At 38.8% G+C, this 15985-nt stretch carries 11 protein-coding genes and 1 other annotated feature; of the genes, 2 read left to right on the top strand and 9 right to left on the bottom strand.

The genetic code is table 11. The annotated features are described in order from the left end of the window. The first annotated feature begins 622 nt into the window (after window positions 1-622). Window positions 623-873: a binding site (T-box leader), on the top strand. Window positions 874-1120: 247 nt separating this feature from the next. Then, on the top strand, window positions 1121-2422 hold the full coding sequence (gene brnQ / locus CSV74_RS04905; RefSeq protein ID WP_099690792.1) for a branched-chain amino acid transport system II carrier protein: 1302 nt from the start codon (window positions 1121-1123) through the stop codon (window positions 2420-2422). 57 nt (window positions 2423-2479) lie between these two features. Here the strand turns inward: brnQ and CSV74_RS04900 are convergent, their stop codons facing one another. The 4 genes from CSV74_RS04900 to CSV74_RS04885 form a co-directional block, all read right to left on the bottom strand. After that, window positions 2480-4288 (bottom strand): M3 family oligoendopeptidase, encoded by a 1809-nt coding sequence (locus tag CSV74_RS04900; RefSeq protein WP_099690791.1) that lies wholly within the window; start codon window positions 4286-4288, stop codon window positions 2480-2482. Window positions 4289-4378: 90 nt separating this feature from the next. Continuing rightward, the gene (locus CSV74_RS04895) at window positions 4379-4894 is read right to left on the bottom strand and encodes a peptide-methionine (S)-S-oxide reductase (protein WP_099690790.1); all 516 of its coding nucleotides are present in this window, start codon (window positions 4892-4894) and stop codon (window positions 4379-4381) included. A gap of 105 nt (window positions 4895-4999) precedes the next feature. After that, window positions 5000-5200: a cold-shock protein gene (locus tag CSV74_RS04890; protein ID WP_029054604.1), complete on the bottom strand. Its 201-nt coding sequence runs from the start codon at window positions 5198-5200 to the stop codon at window positions 5000-5002. 210 nt (window positions 5201-5410) lie between these two features. Next, window positions 5411-5932, bottom strand: a complete 522-nt coding sequence (locus tag CSV74_RS04885) for a GNAT family N-acetyltransferase (protein ID WP_099690789.1) — start codon at window positions 5930-5932, stop codon at window positions 5411-5413. Between the two features lie 242 nt (window positions 5933-6174). Here CSV74_RS04885 and CSV74_RS04880 point away from each other — a divergent pair, with 242 nt between their 5' ends. Further along, a complete protein-coding gene (locus CSV74_RS04880; RefSeq protein WP_099690788.1) occupies window positions 6175-6873 on the top strand; it encodes a pseudouridine synthase in 699 nt (232 codons plus the stop codon). Between the two features lie 78 nt (window positions 6874-6951). Here the strand turns inward: CSV74_RS04880 and CSV74_RS04875 are convergent, their stop codons facing one another. The 5 genes from CSV74_RS04875 to CSV74_RS04855 all read right to left on the bottom strand — a co-directional run bounded on the left by CSV74_RS04875 (window position 6952) and on the right by CSV74_RS04855 (window position 15451). Beyond that, window positions 6952-8709, bottom strand: coding sequence for a GMC family oxidoreductase (locus CSV74_RS04875; protein ID WP_099669281.1), 1758 nt, complete (start codon window positions 8707-8709; stop codon window positions 6952-6954). 27 nt (window positions 8710-8736) lie between these two features. Further along, complete coding sequence (locus CSV74_RS04870) at window positions 8737-9528, bottom strand: gluconate 2-dehydrogenase subunit 3 family protein (protein WP_099669280.1); 792 nt, start codon at window positions 9526-9528, stop codon at window positions 8737-8739. 301 nt (window positions 9529-9829) lie between these two features. Continuing rightward, the gene (locus tag CSV74_RS04865; protein WP_099690787.1) at window positions 9830-11509 is read right to left on the bottom strand and encodes a hypothetical protein; all 1680 of its coding nucleotides are present in this window, start codon (window positions 11507-11509) and stop codon (window positions 9830-9832) included. Between the two features lie 162 nt (window positions 11510-11671). Next, window positions 11672-13975, bottom strand: a complete 2304-nt coding sequence (locus CSV74_RS04860) for a PAS domain-containing sensor histidine kinase (protein ID WP_099690786.1) — start codon at window positions 13973-13975, stop codon at window positions 11672-11674. Window positions 13976-14185: 210 nt separating this feature from the next. Beyond that, a complete protein-coding gene (locus CSV74_RS04855; protein WP_158231748.1) occupies window positions 14186-15451 on the bottom strand; it encodes a YbfB/YjiJ family MFS transporter in 1266 nt (421 codons plus the stop codon). Window positions 15452-15985 lie beyond the last annotated feature (534 nt).

The following is a 15985-nucleotide window of genomic DNA, read 5'->3' as shown; positions in this document are numbered from 1 at the left end:
TCGGACAATGCATCCCACAGCGCGCTGAAATCCATAGCCTTAAGTAAAAGGTTGATTCATGAACAGGATGTGCAAAAGCGTGACAATGGCTCATCACTCTTAAAAGTCTTATCGTTGTATTAACAATTAGTATGATGGCTGGAATCGTCTTTGCATACACCAACTCCGCCATGCCCGCTCTGCGTAAATCGGGTTTGTTGTAGTAGCCGCTTCGTTGCAGCAACTTGATCAAGTCTTTTTAGGACTCGGAGTGCTAACCTTTTATATTGCTACTTTCATATATCATTTTTTAGGGAACCTTCCGCTAAATGAGCAATAATCTTTGCAGCGCTACCTGCAAGCGATGCTAAATGGAATGAACGTAGAGGTCGTTTTGAGTGTCTCGACGCTAGTCAAAGCGTTACTTAATAGATACCAAGGAAAAGTATTAACTAGCAAAAAAAACCTTGTAATCGGCGATTTATTAAACCTATTCTCGATACTACGATAGAAAAACTCTAAACTTTCCACTTTTGGCTGAATTTTCCTCCTATTCAAGCAAATAATTCCGTGTTAATATTCTGAATATATTAAAAGGTATTGACCTTTCTAATAGTTGTCTGTTAAATTATATTGTAGTATATAATATTCAGTGACGAGAAAAAGTACGATAAGAAACTTGTTCCCCAGAGAGTCGGCGTTTGGTGAAAGTCGATGGACAGATCATATCCGAAAATCATCTCTTAGATGCAAAGTTGAAAACAGTAAATTTTGCCGGATTTCCAACGTTACATGGAACACGTTTAATCGTACGATGACTTAGAGTCAGATTTTTCATCGTTTTACGAAGTTTTTTGAAACATAGGTGGTATGCGAGTAAAACTCGTCCCTATTAGGGGGCGAGTTTTTTATGCGCAAAAATAAAGAAGAGAAGATTGAAGATGCACACCGCACCAGGTTGACAGGAATCATCTTGTGCAGTGAAATGTATAGGTCGAAATTAACTGTGTCGGTAAAATAACCGACATAATTGACACTATATTTTGCAAAGTCTCAATATTCTATATTACAATTACACTATATTTCAATATTATATACTTTCATTTTTGTTCTAGACAGATAAACATCAGGAGGTACTCTAATGAGTAAAAAACACATACTATTCACAGGATTCATGCTCTTCTCTTTATTTTTCGGAGCTGGAAATCTCATCTTCCCCCCATTTCTTGGGTTAGAATCAGGAACGAACTTTGCCCCGGCAATTGCTGGCTTTCTCATCACAGGCGTTCTACTACCGTTTATGGCGGTCATGGCGATCGCCTTGTCTGATAACGGTCTATTATCGATGGGTAGCCGGGTACATAAAGTGTTTGGAATCGTTTTCGCGATTATCATCTATATGTCAATCGGAGCTTTTTACGGCATACCAAGAGCTTCAAATGTTGCATATGAGTTAGGGTTCAAACAAATAGTTCAAGTCGATGGCAATTTCCCTTTGCTTGTATTCTCTATACTATTTTTCGCCTTAACATACTACATCAGTTTAAACCCTAAAAAAATCGTGGATCGTATCGGCCAATTTTTAACACCTATTCTATTGTTGGTTTTAGGAGTGCTAGTCGTCCAAGCGTTTATCAAATTTGATAATATATCCTTTGCTCCGAAAGAAGATTATGCGTCAGCTCCATTTGTTAACGGGTTCTTGGAAGGCTATTTCACGATGGATGCTGTCGCAGCGCTGGCGTTTGGAATTGTCGTAATCAATGCTTTAAGAGATAAAGGTTCGAAGTCGAAGTCGGAACTTGTTAAAGGCACGTTTGGTGCCGGCATCATAGCTAGCATCGGATTGGCCACTGTCTATTTCTCACTAGGATGGATTGGCAAGGTGATTCCAAAAGAACAAGCTCTTGGAAATGGCGCTGAAGTATTAACTGAAGCAGCCCGCATGTTGTTCCCAAGCGGTGGTGGACTTCTTTTCGGAGTCATTGTCATGCTGGCATGTTTAACGACTTGTGTCGGTTTAATTAATGCCTGTTCAAGATTCTTTAATGAAATATATCCGAAGATCAGTTACCAGGCATATGTCGCGATTTTTGTATTATTCGCCTTGTTAGTATCTAATTTAGGATTGAATGCTATATTAGCATTGGCAATCCCTTTATTAGTATTTATTTATCCAATCTCTATTGTGTTAATCATTTTGTCTTTAGTCCAACATGTCGCAGGTGGCGGAAAGATGATGTATCGGCTTTCCATATGTATTACATCCATTTTTGCGTTATACGAAGTATTGACTAGCACAGGGTACAGTCCGGATCGGGTTACCGAGTGGTTAAAAATTATCCCGTTTTTCGAATACGGACTTGGCTGGGCTTTACCAGCTTTCGTCGCAGCATTGGCTGGTTACATAATCGATAAGTTCGGCCGGCAAGGAAATAAGTAAAACAAATAGAAAATCCCGCTTCTTTTATAAAAGGAGCGGGATTTTTTGTCTTCAGGGTTACTTCTGTACTGTATTCGTCAATCCAATAAACTCTTCTACGTCTTTTGCAACTAGCGCAATGCCGGCTGCCCAAAAATCTTCTTTCGTAATATCTACATTTAGATGTTTCTTCGCTAGGTCTTCTACTTTCATCGATCCTGTATCACGCAATAGCGCAATATACTTCTCTTCAAATCCTTCAGGCTGTTTCAAGTATTCTGCGTAGATCCCTAGGCTGAACAAGTACCCAAATGTGTACGGGAAGTTATAAAACGGCACGCTATCGATAAAGAAGTGCAATTTGGCTGCCCAGAAATGCGGATGATAAGTAGATAAACTAGTACCAAATGCTTCTTTTTGTGCTTCTACCATTAATTCATTCAAGCGATTTTCTGATACAATGCCTTTTGCACGTTCAGTATAAAAGCGGTCCTCAAATAAGAAGCGAGCGCGGATATTTAAAAACATCGCTGTCGCGCCTTCTAATTTATTGGCTAAAAGAGAGATTTTTTCTTCATCCGATGCAGCATTTTTCACCGTCGCATCCGCAATAATCGTTTCAGCAAATGTACTCGCTGTTTCTGCGACGTTCATCGCATAACTACGGTTCAGTGTCGGTAAATCTTTCATTACGTGACTATGAAATGCATGGCCTAATTCATGCGCTAATGTACTCGTATCACTTGGTGAACCCGTGAACGTCATGAAAATACGTGACTCTTCAAATTCAGGCAAGCTTGTGCAATAACCACCTGGACGTTTGTTTGCACGATCTTCCGCTTCAACCCAGCGATTTTCTATTGCGTGTTTCGTAAATTCAGTCAATTTCGGACCAAATGAAGCGAAGTTATCAATAATAAAATCACAAGCTTCGTCATATGTGAAACGTGTCGGCTTCGTTTCGCCTACCGCAACTGGAGCCGCCACGTCTTGCCAACCGAGTTGATCCATGCCAAACAAATCTGCTTTTCTTCCTAAATAATTAATAAATGTTTGCTTCTGCGCGTCCACTGCGGACCACATCGCAGTAAGCGTATCTTCAGACATTCGGTTATATTCAAGGGGCTCTTCTAAATGGCCCTCTCTTCCGTGAGCCTCTTGTAACGTTAAACGATACCCCGCTAAATGATTCAAGATGTCTGCAAAAATTGGTCCGTTTGTCGACCATGTCTTTTCCCAGTTCTCAAAAAGCGCTGCACGCACTTCTACATCAGGATCTGCGTACATTTTGTTCATAGCTTGCCCAATAGACAAGTCGATTGTTTTTCCGTCTTGATCTGTAAAGGGAACGGTCATAGTAGAGCCTACTGTATTGTATAGATCACTCCATGCAGCGAGACCATCTTTATTTAATTTAGCAATGAGCTTTTCTTCTGCTTCTGATAATAGACGTTTACCGTCTTCACGTATTTCATTTAACGAGAAACTAATTACGTGTAAATTATCGTTTTTAAGAAGTGTATCCCAGTGTTCATCCGAGATGGCTACTAATTTTTTAGTAAAGATTGTAGATAGTTGCTGGATTTCACTGCTTAGTTCCATTACTTGGCCTTTGACAACGCTTGCATATGGATCATCCATAAAGGCGTCACGCCACATATTGATAAATGTTCCTACTTGGCCCAGACTTTTACCGATGACTTCTTGCTTTTTTAATAGTTCTTGCAAAGTAGCGGCATCGTTTGCTGGCTCACTGTTCCACGCGTTTAACTCATCTGCATAAAGGGCAATATTTTCTTTGACAGCCAAAAGTTTTGTTTGTACTTCCTCAGAATTAGTTCCACCCGCAAAAATACTTTCTAAATCCCACGTGTTACTATATTTCACTGTATGTCACTCTCCTTTGATCTCTCTACTGTAAACTTTGTTACTCAAATAAGAAAGTTTTGTTAACTGAGTCCATTATAAACCAACTCGTCATACAGTGTTTTCATTCAGTTTGTTTTCAAGTCGGTATCCTTCTTTGGCATACTTATTTAATAATCTATCGGGTATATGACAATAATCAGTTGGGCATTTAGCTAATCTGTCTTGATGTTCGTCTGCACTTCTCACATAATTTGTAAGAGGAAGTACTTCCACCACTATACGGTCAGCATCACTTCTCTCCTTAAGAAACGCTTTTGCTTCTTTCAAGTGTTCAGGATTTTCACTATAGATACCTGTTCTGTACTTCTCGCCAATGTCTGCCCCTTGTTTATTCAAACTATATGGATCAATGATTTCAAATAAATACTCCATTAATCTCTTGATTGTTACAACTGTAGGATCAAATTCTGTTTTTACACATTCAGCGTACCCATCATAATCGCCTTCCAGTGTACGGCCCGATCCATTTGCCCTCCCAGCTTCCGTACACGTCACGCCAGGTAAGGTTTTTATAAAAGCCTGTACTCCCCACAAACAGCCACCGGCAATATATACAACTTCCATATTGAGACTCCTCTCATGTGTGAATAATCGACATAATGAATATTAATAAATAAATTTTAACAAATAAAAAAAGACCCTACAAGTAGGGTCTCTTTCAAGCTGTTATTAAGCTTTTTGAACGTTTGTAGCTTGTAGGCCACGTTGTCCTTGTTCGATTTCAAATGTTACACTTTGACCTTCGTCTAAAGATTTGAAACCTTCGCCTTGAATTGCTGAGAAGTGTACGAATACGTCTTCCCCTGCTTCACGTTCGATGAAGCCAAAACCTTTTTCTGCGTTAAACCATTTTACTGTACCTTGTTCCATAATTAATTGCCTCCTAGTGTGGTTGTCCACACAATAAGTTACTATACTTGCTCAAAACTTTAGACGAAAAACAAAATATATTTACTGGAAATATATTCTCGATCTGAAAAAGAACAAAGATAATACTCTTTAAATATAACAGAGATTAAATAAAAAAGCAACTCAAATATTTTTTGTGAATTAAAGACCAAGAAGAACATCCTTCAAAGATTAAAAACACTTCTCCATACGGATATCAGCCCACATGTCTCCTTCATAATATGTGAAGTTTTCTATGCGTCCTATTTCTTGATATCCTAATTTCTTATACAGCTTCAACGCAGGCTCATTAAACACAAATACGCCTAGCTCGATTCGCTCGAGACCATGCTTTCTCACTTGCTCTTCCAAGTACTCCAAAGCCATTACACCAATCCCTTTTCCGCGACATTCAGGCTCACCAATCAAAATACTGATCCATGCTGTTTCCGACTTCTTGTGAAACAGATGTTCAGGGTCAACGGTATAACTCATTTCACCTATTAATCGGTTTTCCAAATAAATCAGGTATACATGTTGGTATTTTAAACGATGGCATATATCTTCTATAGTCAAAATGCTTTCTCGTTCCAATTCCGCTCTACTTGGATTAGGTTGAGACAATGATTTTAAATTCAGGTCGTTCCCCCATCGATTGAATGTATTCACAAGGATGGATGTTGGTTCGGTTAATGGTATAATTTCAATATTCATTGACAGCACCTCCTGTTTTCTACGTTCTGCAATTTGATGACCATTTTTAACGATTACGCTTTAGACACTATCATTATAATATAACTACATGCTTTCTACGTACTATAAAGAACATGCATCATTTATAAAATGATGCTGTAAGTTGATTTCCTTCTATAGTAGTAATCCACTTGAAGTCACTATGTGAAATAGCAAACATGTTATAATAAAAGAAACACCTAGATAGACAAGGAGCGGACACGTTGAGGTTGAATCAATATATTAGTTCTTCGGGATTTTGTTCCCGAAGACAAGCGGAGCGCTATATTACGGCAGAGAAGGTTCTAGTGAACGGTGAGATTGCCTCACATGTTTATTTTGTTGAAGAGGATGATTACGTCGAAATAGACGGACACACCATCACGCACACGGCACAAGACATTTATATGATGCTTAATAAACCGAGCGGGGTCACTTGTACAGCCTCTCCTGCTATTGCCGGTAATATTATCGACTTTATATCCTATCCTGAACGTATATTTCCCGTTGGACGACTAGATAAAGAAACGGAAGGTCTCATTTTATTAACCAATGATGGCAGTATTGTAAATGAGTTAATGAAAGAAGAAAACCAGCAGGAAAAAGAATATGTCGTAACCGTCAATAAAAAAATCACGAGGACGTTTATACAAGATTTATCAAATGGTGTAGCTATTTATAATCCAAGAACAAAAGGCTATACGACGACTAACCCTTGTCCCGTTACTCAGTTGGATGACTTTACGTTTCGCATAACATTGACACAAGGATTGAATCGACAGATCCGTAGAATGTGCAGACGGTTTCAATATACCGTTACGCACTTGCAGAGGGTTCGTATCAAGCATATTGTGCTTGGGCCATTGGAACGTGGACAGTGGCGTTATTTGACTGAAGAAGAGATAGCGAAGTTGAAACTTTAATTCGTTAAAAATAGCCTAGCATCGCATTTGCGACGCTAGGCTATTATGATAGGCATTCCTACACGTGCTGTTGTAAAATTACGCTTTGCTCGTTTGTTTGGCTTCTACTAACAAGCCACCCTCACCGCCAAGGTACTCGATCATACCTTCTGAAGCACGGTAAGCGAACGCACCGATTGTTTCAGTAGGATCATGGTTACTGTTATGCGGGAAGGAAGATCCACCAAGCACAAACAAGTTGTCCATATCCCACATTTGCGAATAATTATTCACAGCGGATGTAGCAGGATCTTCACCCATTATGGCACCACCAAGGAAGTGGTTTGTATAAAACTTACTATCAAACTTCACGTCGTCCGGCACGTCGACTAGGTCAATAATATCCGCGCCCATTTCTGTCATGATTTCTTTACACGTTTCAACGCCATGTTGTGCACGTTTAATGTCTTGCTCTTCATAATGCACAGTCGCACGAATTAGCGGATCGCCTAGTTCATCTTTATACGTAGGATCCAAATCCAGATACGTATAGCGGTTAGGCAGGAAAGCAGTTTTCGCTCGAATGATTAAACTACGGTTATGATAAAACAAATTTTTCTCTTTGTATTCCTTACCCCATGCAGGCGTGCCCTCTGGAACGTGGTTATTATCAATCGGACGTTGCCCCAAATGGTAGTAACGGATTTCATAACCATGAAGGAAATCAAGGTCCGTATGATCTACGTTATCACCTGCATAGTCATCCACTTTTGCACCTAGTGCGCCTGTACCCATTGATAAATTCCACTTTTCATTATCAAAGAAGCCACGTGCACCTATGTAGGTACTAATATTACTAAAGTGACCTGTAAAGTTTTTCCCGATCACACCTTCTTGTGTTTCCGGATTATACGGCTTACCTATTTTAGACTTTAATAATAATTTATTATTCGTAAAGACAAATCCAGCTAACACGACAATATCTGCAGGCTGGATATATTCAGTACCTGTAATATTATCAATATACTTTAACCCGATAGCTTTCGTTCCATCATGAATGACTTCAGTTACTGTGGATTCATTACGAATTTCAAAGTTCCCTGTCTTTCTCGCTGTTTCCAATACCGTTACGATTGGATCTCCTTTGGCGCCGAAATCACAACCATACTCTTCACAGAACGCACAATACATACACGCATTGATCGTTTCCCCGTCTGGATTTGTATAAGTCTCAGACATATTAGCGGCTGGCAAACGATACGGGTGATATCCAAGATTTGTCGAAGCTTTTTTAAACAACTCAATCGATGGAGTTGTTTTCAAAGGTGGATTGGGATACTTATCCGAACGTGGAGGTCCAACAGGGTTTTCTTCACCAGACACTCCAGCCGTTTTTTCGAATTTATCATAATACGGTTCTAGTTCATCGTATGTAATGCCCCAGTCTTGAATTGTACAATTTTCCGGAATTTTTTTTGCGCCGTATTTTTCAACTGTTTGACTATGAATCTCAAAGTCATACGGTAACCAGCGTAAGCTGACGCCATTCCAGTGGACACTAGCGCCGCCTGTATCATTTCCAAATCGTGCATAGTTATTATTTCGGACCGGCTTTGCAGTTTCTTCCATACTACCTCTAGCCGTCACAGTATCTTTGGATAAATCTTGCATCATATCGTAACGAATGGAATACTTTAATTCATCTTTCGCACCAATAAAGTCGTTTCGTGATTGTTCTTTACCTCTTTCAAGCGCCACCACTTTGTAGCCTTTTTTAGAGAGTTCAGCAGCAGTAATTCCACCAGCCCAGCCAGTACCCACAATTACTACGTCCACTTTTTTTAGTTCTTCAGCCATATCTTCTACCTCCTGAAAATGTTGAATTTATTTCTTTCTTTGATAGTCCGTCAAACTAATTGGATCTAGTTTAACAAATTCTTCACTTTCAATGACGTCTGCATAAGATGGTCGAGCCCCAGCAAATTCTTTCATACGCCAACCGTCCATGTTTTTATTGCCACCATATAAAGGATCTGAAAACGCACCTTCTAATGTGGCTTGCTTGAGTAGCGCAAAGAACGCATCTGAAGGAATAGATTTCATGTCGAGCTTACCCGCTGCAAGATCACCCATGATTTCATGTTGTTGCTCTTCAGTAGCCTGGTCAAAAGAAGCATCAAACCGCTTCATACTTTCTGCATTCATCAAGCGTAAACCTTCCAAGAAAATTTTCCCTCGGTTCGCCCGTGAATGATTCACTTTTTCATCAGCCTTCTCGATCTTCTTCAAACCTTCAAGATTGGTAAAAGGCGCTTGGCGATAGTCGTCGCCATTTATACCCCAAGTCCCAGCTAGTTGTTTATCGATAAAATACGGTACATCTAAACCGATAGCCCCCGGGCCGTTGTCGTCTTCAGGGAAAATCAATTCTGTAGCCGTTGCTAGCACGATAAAGTCTTCAAAGCGCCCGAAAAACACCCGTGCATGGGACGGATCCACTTTGGCCGTTTCTTCATTCATTCCTTTTTTTCCGTCATCTGATTTCATCTGATTCGTAAATAAACCACCTAGTAAAGATCCACCTGCTACGCCACCTACAACTAGACCGGTGTTTTTCAGAAAGTTTCTACGCCCTGGATCATGACTTTCTGTTTTTGGGTTATTGTTATCAGCCATTTAATCACTCCTATGCATGAAAAGTAGTCATTACTAGTATCCATCGCTTTATTGCCACATAGAGAAAATGTTAATTTATTCAAACAAAAATAGAGATTACCTATATTGACAAAATGTTAGCAATTTCACCATAGTCCCCCGACCTTACCACAGTTCATTTTGCTATTCAATACGTTATGTATGTATATTTTTAAATTATTTGATAATTAAATATAGAGATAAGAGCCATTTAAATAAAATTACATGAATAATTAAAAAGGCCTGACAACGCTAATGCGCTGTCAAGCCATTTCTTACTCATTTATTTCACACTGTTATTAACCAATTCCTTGACAGGTAAGAATAACTCACCCGTTTCCAAATACGTCACTGCTAGCTGATCGCCTTCTTCCACATAAATCGAAAGAGGCTCGACTTCCGATGAAACAAGGAAGTTTCGACCATCTTTTGCTAAGATTGAAACGAGTGTAAAATCACCGACGCGTTCTTTAAACACGCGCATCGCTGTAATCGTCGCTTTCGCTTCTTCTGCATCAGAACTTCCATCGACTGTACTACCACCACGTTGAAGTGCTGTCTTATACAATTTCAACGCTTCGTTTGGTGAATTTGCAAATACCGAGATCTCAGGATTCGCAGCGGAAACAATAAAGTAATTTTGCAAGAATCCATTTGAATCGAGTACCGGCGTCAACCAGCTTGCTTCACCGTAGAAGTTATACAAGACAGGCATTTCACCATTCCATTTCTTTTCGATAAACTTCTTTTCAATAATCTGGAGCGCACCTTGTGAATCCATGTACGACTCTTCCAAATCCCCCGTATAATACGTAGCTTTCCCTGTTCGACCATCTGTTAACGCATAGCCAAGCATGGAATCCACGCCTTCTTTCGGACTGGTGAAATCAGTGAAGTAATACATATGTCCTTCCGCATCAAAGATCGGGCTAACATTCGCTTCTGTCCCTTCATCTGAAGGAATCTTCACATCTTTTTTCCCAACAAGTGAATTCCAAAAACCATGAATGTAATTCCCGAAATAGCTATTTTGAAGACTTACCGCTTCAGGTGAAACCGCTCCATTAATAAATTCAGGAACATCTTTTAACGCATACTTCTTCGTAGCACCTGTTTCAGGATCCAACATGACAATTCCTTTGGCGTTAAATCCGTTACGCGCCGTAATGAATTCCCCATACGTGCGAATATAATGCGGCTTCCCTTCATCATCAATTTCTAATTGAACATCTCCGTAAAAAATCAAATCCGGCATTTCCATACGCATTTTACGATACACTTTTTTATGGAAGTAAGAAGATGTCGTATAGGCCATTTCCGTTTTAATGAATTTCGGATTATCCGATGAATCCGTTGCACTCATCGTGAAGTAACCAGGTGTTGTTTTGCCATTAAACCATTTGAAAAACCCTGAAAACTCAACAGGTGCAATATAGACAAATTCGTCATTCACTTTTTGAATTTGTAAATGTCCCAGTTCATAATAACTCGTATCCGGTACTTGACCAAACGCTTTTTTCATTTTATTGCGCGCAAACTTTGGTGGTACACTAGCCGGCGTTTTCGTTTCATCAAACGCAGTAATTTCCACTTTTTGCGTCATCGCAACCGTTTCATACTTTTTATTTGCGTTGAAAAGAGGTGCACTTAACACATACACTCCAACGAGTAACGCAGCCAACGATACGACCATTTTGACTTTACGCTCCATACCTTGGGAAACAACTGCCCCTAAAATAGCAACGATCAGTAGCAATGCCCACAACGAGGTCCAGTTGCGATCTAAATTCGTCACGTAATAAAATATGAATACCCCAATCGAACTGATCACCGTCAGTGACCCAAAAGCGACCCAGCGGTTAAAAGACAATGGTTCTTTTTTGTTATTTACAGAGAGGAACGGCACGATCATCGCACTTGCCACAACCCCTACAAGTAATGAAAATAGTAGTAAACTTAACATATCCAACACTCTTTTCCGGTTACTAGATTTTGTTTCCTACTACGTATACGGATAAGGTGGGAAATTGTTTCATATTTATTGAAATTGTAAAAAAGCACCTATGCACGAAACTTTCATGGATGTTTATACATTCACGTAAGTTTCTCACATAGGCACTCATTTTTAATATATATCTGAGAATTCATATTTTATTATCTCAACTCGATCAATGTCAGTCGTATCTTCTTGGTTACTATTTGTAGTATCTATTGTCTTAATAGGAAGTTCAATAGTAAATGTACTCCCTTTGTCGAGAATGCTTTCTACGGTTAGACTCCCTCCATGAAGTTCAGCCATAGACTTAGCTAAGGGTAAACCAAGCCCAGTGCCTTCAGATATACGATTTAAATTCCTGTTTAATTGTATGAACTTTCCGAATATAGAGCCCATACTCTCCGGAGCTATACCTATACCTTCGTCAGTTACAGAAATACTTACTGTTTGATGATCTGTTACCTCTAGCTGTATAAATATAACTTTACCCGTAATAGAGAATTTTATTGCATTCGAAATAAGATTGAGTAAAATTCTATCAAACTTATACACATCCAATGCTATTAATAGTTCCTCCACATCTGGGTCAAATATAATTTGAATATCTTTAGACTTGGTGTATTCTGAAACTGATTGTACAATACTATCTATGATCTCCACAATATTGTAATTGCATAAGTATAATTCATTTAGTCCCGATTCTATTTTTGAAATATCTAATATATTATTTATGAGTTTGATTAGTCTATAACAATTCCCTATTATTGTTTTATTCATATTAAAAATATCGTCTCTACAATCTTCCAGAGAATCATTTTCCAAATATAAATTCAATAATTGAGCTCCACTAAATATTACACTTAATGGTGTCTTTAGTTCGTGAGATGTGTTGATGAATAATTCTTCTTGGGCTGTAAGAAGTTTTTCCATTCTTTTGTTAGCTAATTCTTCATCGGAAATATCTAACCCCAAGGCAATAATCTTTTCTACTTCATTATTTTGATTGAACATAGGTTGAAAAATGGTTTTTGTATAGTGAGTAGTCCCATCTACACAAAAACTAAGTTTATGTGTATACGAGGATTTTTTTTCAATAGATTTATAGATTTCTTTAATCAATTCATCTACATCTAAAGTCTTATAAAAGCTAAAAAAACTTTTCCCGATTACATCTAATTCTGTATGTACATCGGGTATTTCTTTTTTAAATATTTCAAATGCATAGTCATTAATATATGTTATTTTGAAGTCTTTGTGAGAGAATGACGCATAATAAAGTGAAATATCTTCTACATTTTCCTGCAAAGCTTTATATTCTTCAGTATTATAAATATTTTCTATATTTTTATAGTTTAGAATACCACTGTCTACATTTCCTTGCTCTTTATAATTAGGCGTTCGATCACATCCAAAATAAGTAGTGAGAAATTCACTTTTTACAATTCCCGTATGATCAATAAGCTTTTCTCCACGGAATATCCTTTGATTGGCAGTATCTTCACAGAGTATTTTATTCCCATTCACATCGTTCATTTCAAAAGAGTTATATGCTATTTCACTAGTTACTGAGTGTATATCCGGAACATGCTGTGGGATAGGTTGGGATAGGTTTTGCCTGCCGACTTTTTTTATATCGGTATGTCGTCCGTCCATATCTATGCCATTTATAATATTTGACATATTGTCTACTGTATCTATAGTACTTGCAATATTTGGTGTGTTGCTAACTAGTAGTTCCATTTCGCATCTTTGTTTAGTAGTACGTTTTCTTTCACGGTTGATGTCTGTCACATGGTAAATAGAAAATATTGCATACTTGTTGTTTTTATTTCCACATATCATTTTTACATTTATATCCCAATAAGTCGCTACTCCATTAGAACCTTTTGATTCCACCTCAAATTCATGAAAAGAAGTGCCTTGTTTTAATAAATCTAAAATATTATTCGAAAATGAAGGATGTTTACCTAGTGGATTTTCTGAAATCATGTTCATTAAGGACAATGTATGAATATAGTTCTCATCATGTTGTAGAAGAATACCATCCGGATAGCTAAATATTGCTACAGATCCATTTTTATAAGTATCAGTACAAACAAAGTTATCTAATGTAAATTTTAATGCTGAATCTTTCATTTCTTTAAAGTAATAGACTTTAGCGTCTCCATTATTTACGAATTCAATACTTATTTCAACTTCCATTGGCAAATTATTCCTAGTGAAAATATATAAATAATCTGTCACTTTAATCTCTTGAATAGATATTTGGTGTTCAGATCGTAATAATGCATCTATATCACTAAGGGATTTTCCTAATACATCACACTCTTCATACCCAGTTAATTCCAGGAATCCATTGCTCACGTAATGAATTATATTGTCTTTAGTATATAGGTGTGGGTTTTTAGCTACTCTCTCTACGTCATTTTTCATAATCTCTCACCTCCATGTTTTGTACTTTACTGCTATTTGGTAATGGTTCGAAGTATTCAAATTAATTTTACTTATTATACCATTAAACGAGATAAAAAGGTACCAGATCCCTTCATTTGTGGGATGCTGATACCTTTTATTTTTACAAATTTGCTGTTGTCAGGCTCACGTACTTTATTAGAAAATACACATTACTAAAGCAATGCTCTTTTATACTTCCTTAGTAGAAGTTTCTTTCTTACAAAAAGTAGCCAACACAGGCTTCGCTTTCAACTCCGTCACATCCACATCCACCGCATGCGCATTCATTCGAATCGTCAGCAAGAACGCCAAAGCGAGTAGGACACTGCACATAATTAGCGCGAGTGGAATTTGCTCGAAACGGTCGATGATCCAGCCACCGATGCCCGGTCCGAGCAACTGTCCTGCCGCAAAGAAGAACGTTACATAGCCTAGTGCAACCGGTGCGTACGTCGGATGCACTTGTTCCGTAGACAACGCTTGGCAGAGCGACAGCATCCCGACAATTGTCGCACCCCATAGGAATTGACTGACGATAAGTCCACTATACACGGGGAAAATCACAGGAATAATGAGTGAAACTGCACCTATTCCGAGTGTCGCTAGCAACGCAGATTTTCTTCCGATCCGGTCAGATACTCCGCCCCATAATGGACCACTAAAAATCGCCATGATTCCGCTGATTGCCATGATCTGCCCTGCTTGGAACTTCGTCAATCCCACTTCGAGAATATAGCTGAACAAGAAGCTTTGTGGGACCAAATAGGCAAATCCAACGAGTCCATAAATGAATGCGACACGAAGTACACGTTTATCTAAATATACTTTCGTCCAGAATGAACGTTTCTGCGTTTCCTTTGGCAGTAACGGTATCGGTGGATCACGTAAAATGATCATCGCGATGATGATAGATACAATCGACAGAGCGCCATAGAAGAACCATAGATAGCGCCAGCCCATATCGCCGAACCATGTGGTGAAGAACGGAATTAACGCACTTGAAATGAGTGTTCCTAACCCCATGCCACTAACGAGAAATCCGATAAGCATCCCACGCTTCCTCGGAAACCAACCGACAAGTATGGTGATGAGCGGCGTATATGTGAAAGCGGTTCCTATTCCGAGGAGCAGCATGGCGAATAGTGTCCAGCCATAACCAGCTACGAATGAAAGCATAAATAGTCCAAATGATACGAGACCTGTTCCAAAAATCACGAGCTTTTTCGCACCGTATTTAGTCACAAGCAATCCAACAAATATCACCATCATTAAATAGCCAATTGACACCGTCGTTGCGAGCAGTCCTGCTTGTTTATAGGACATGGCGAGGTTTTCTTTCATGAACGGCATAAGGATTCCATATGACATCCGTCCAAAACCGAGAGAACTAACGGTGACGGCAACGCTTGCAAATGCGTATTTCCAAATGTTTTGTTCGTGTTCCTTAGCTAGCATGCGGATCCCACCCTTTTTCATTCATCGTAAAATTTCTAGTAAAGATATTCACTCAGAGTTGCGTCAGGGTGTTTAATCATAGTAGGTTTGGCAACATTTCTGAAATGGTTAACATATGTCTAATGTGTGAACTCTAACATTTACACTATAGCATTCGTGATAGAATATTCCAACTTCTTTATAATGAAATTCATTCTAGTTTACATAATAATATTATTAAAAGATTGAAATGAAAAGCGAGTAGGATGGCACCGTTGATCGACGTTCCAGGTGGACGCTTTCCCGAGGGCGTGGCTTGAGCCAAGCGAACAGCGCAGGGTTTGCTTTGCCGTATTTCTGTGTACTTTACAGAAATTAAGGCACCTCACCAGGGTCTCAAGGCGCACGCTGATCCTCCGGGAGCATTCCTGTTTGGTTAGTGGAGCCCTATTGAAATAGAAAAGTCCCCTTGGTATGATTCGGGGGTGTCAAGGCATCGACTACTTGACCCCTAATAATAACCAAGGAGGACTCACATGAATTCTAAAGTGAATC

The sequence above is a fragment of the Sporosarcina sp. P19 genome (assembly GCF_002743165.1).
GTDB lineage: Bacteria > Bacillota > Bacilli > Bacillales_A > Planococcaceae > Sporosarcina > Sporosarcina ureae.
Note: the sequence above shows the minus strand (reverse complement) of the source record. Positions and strands in the feature narration are given on the sequence as shown.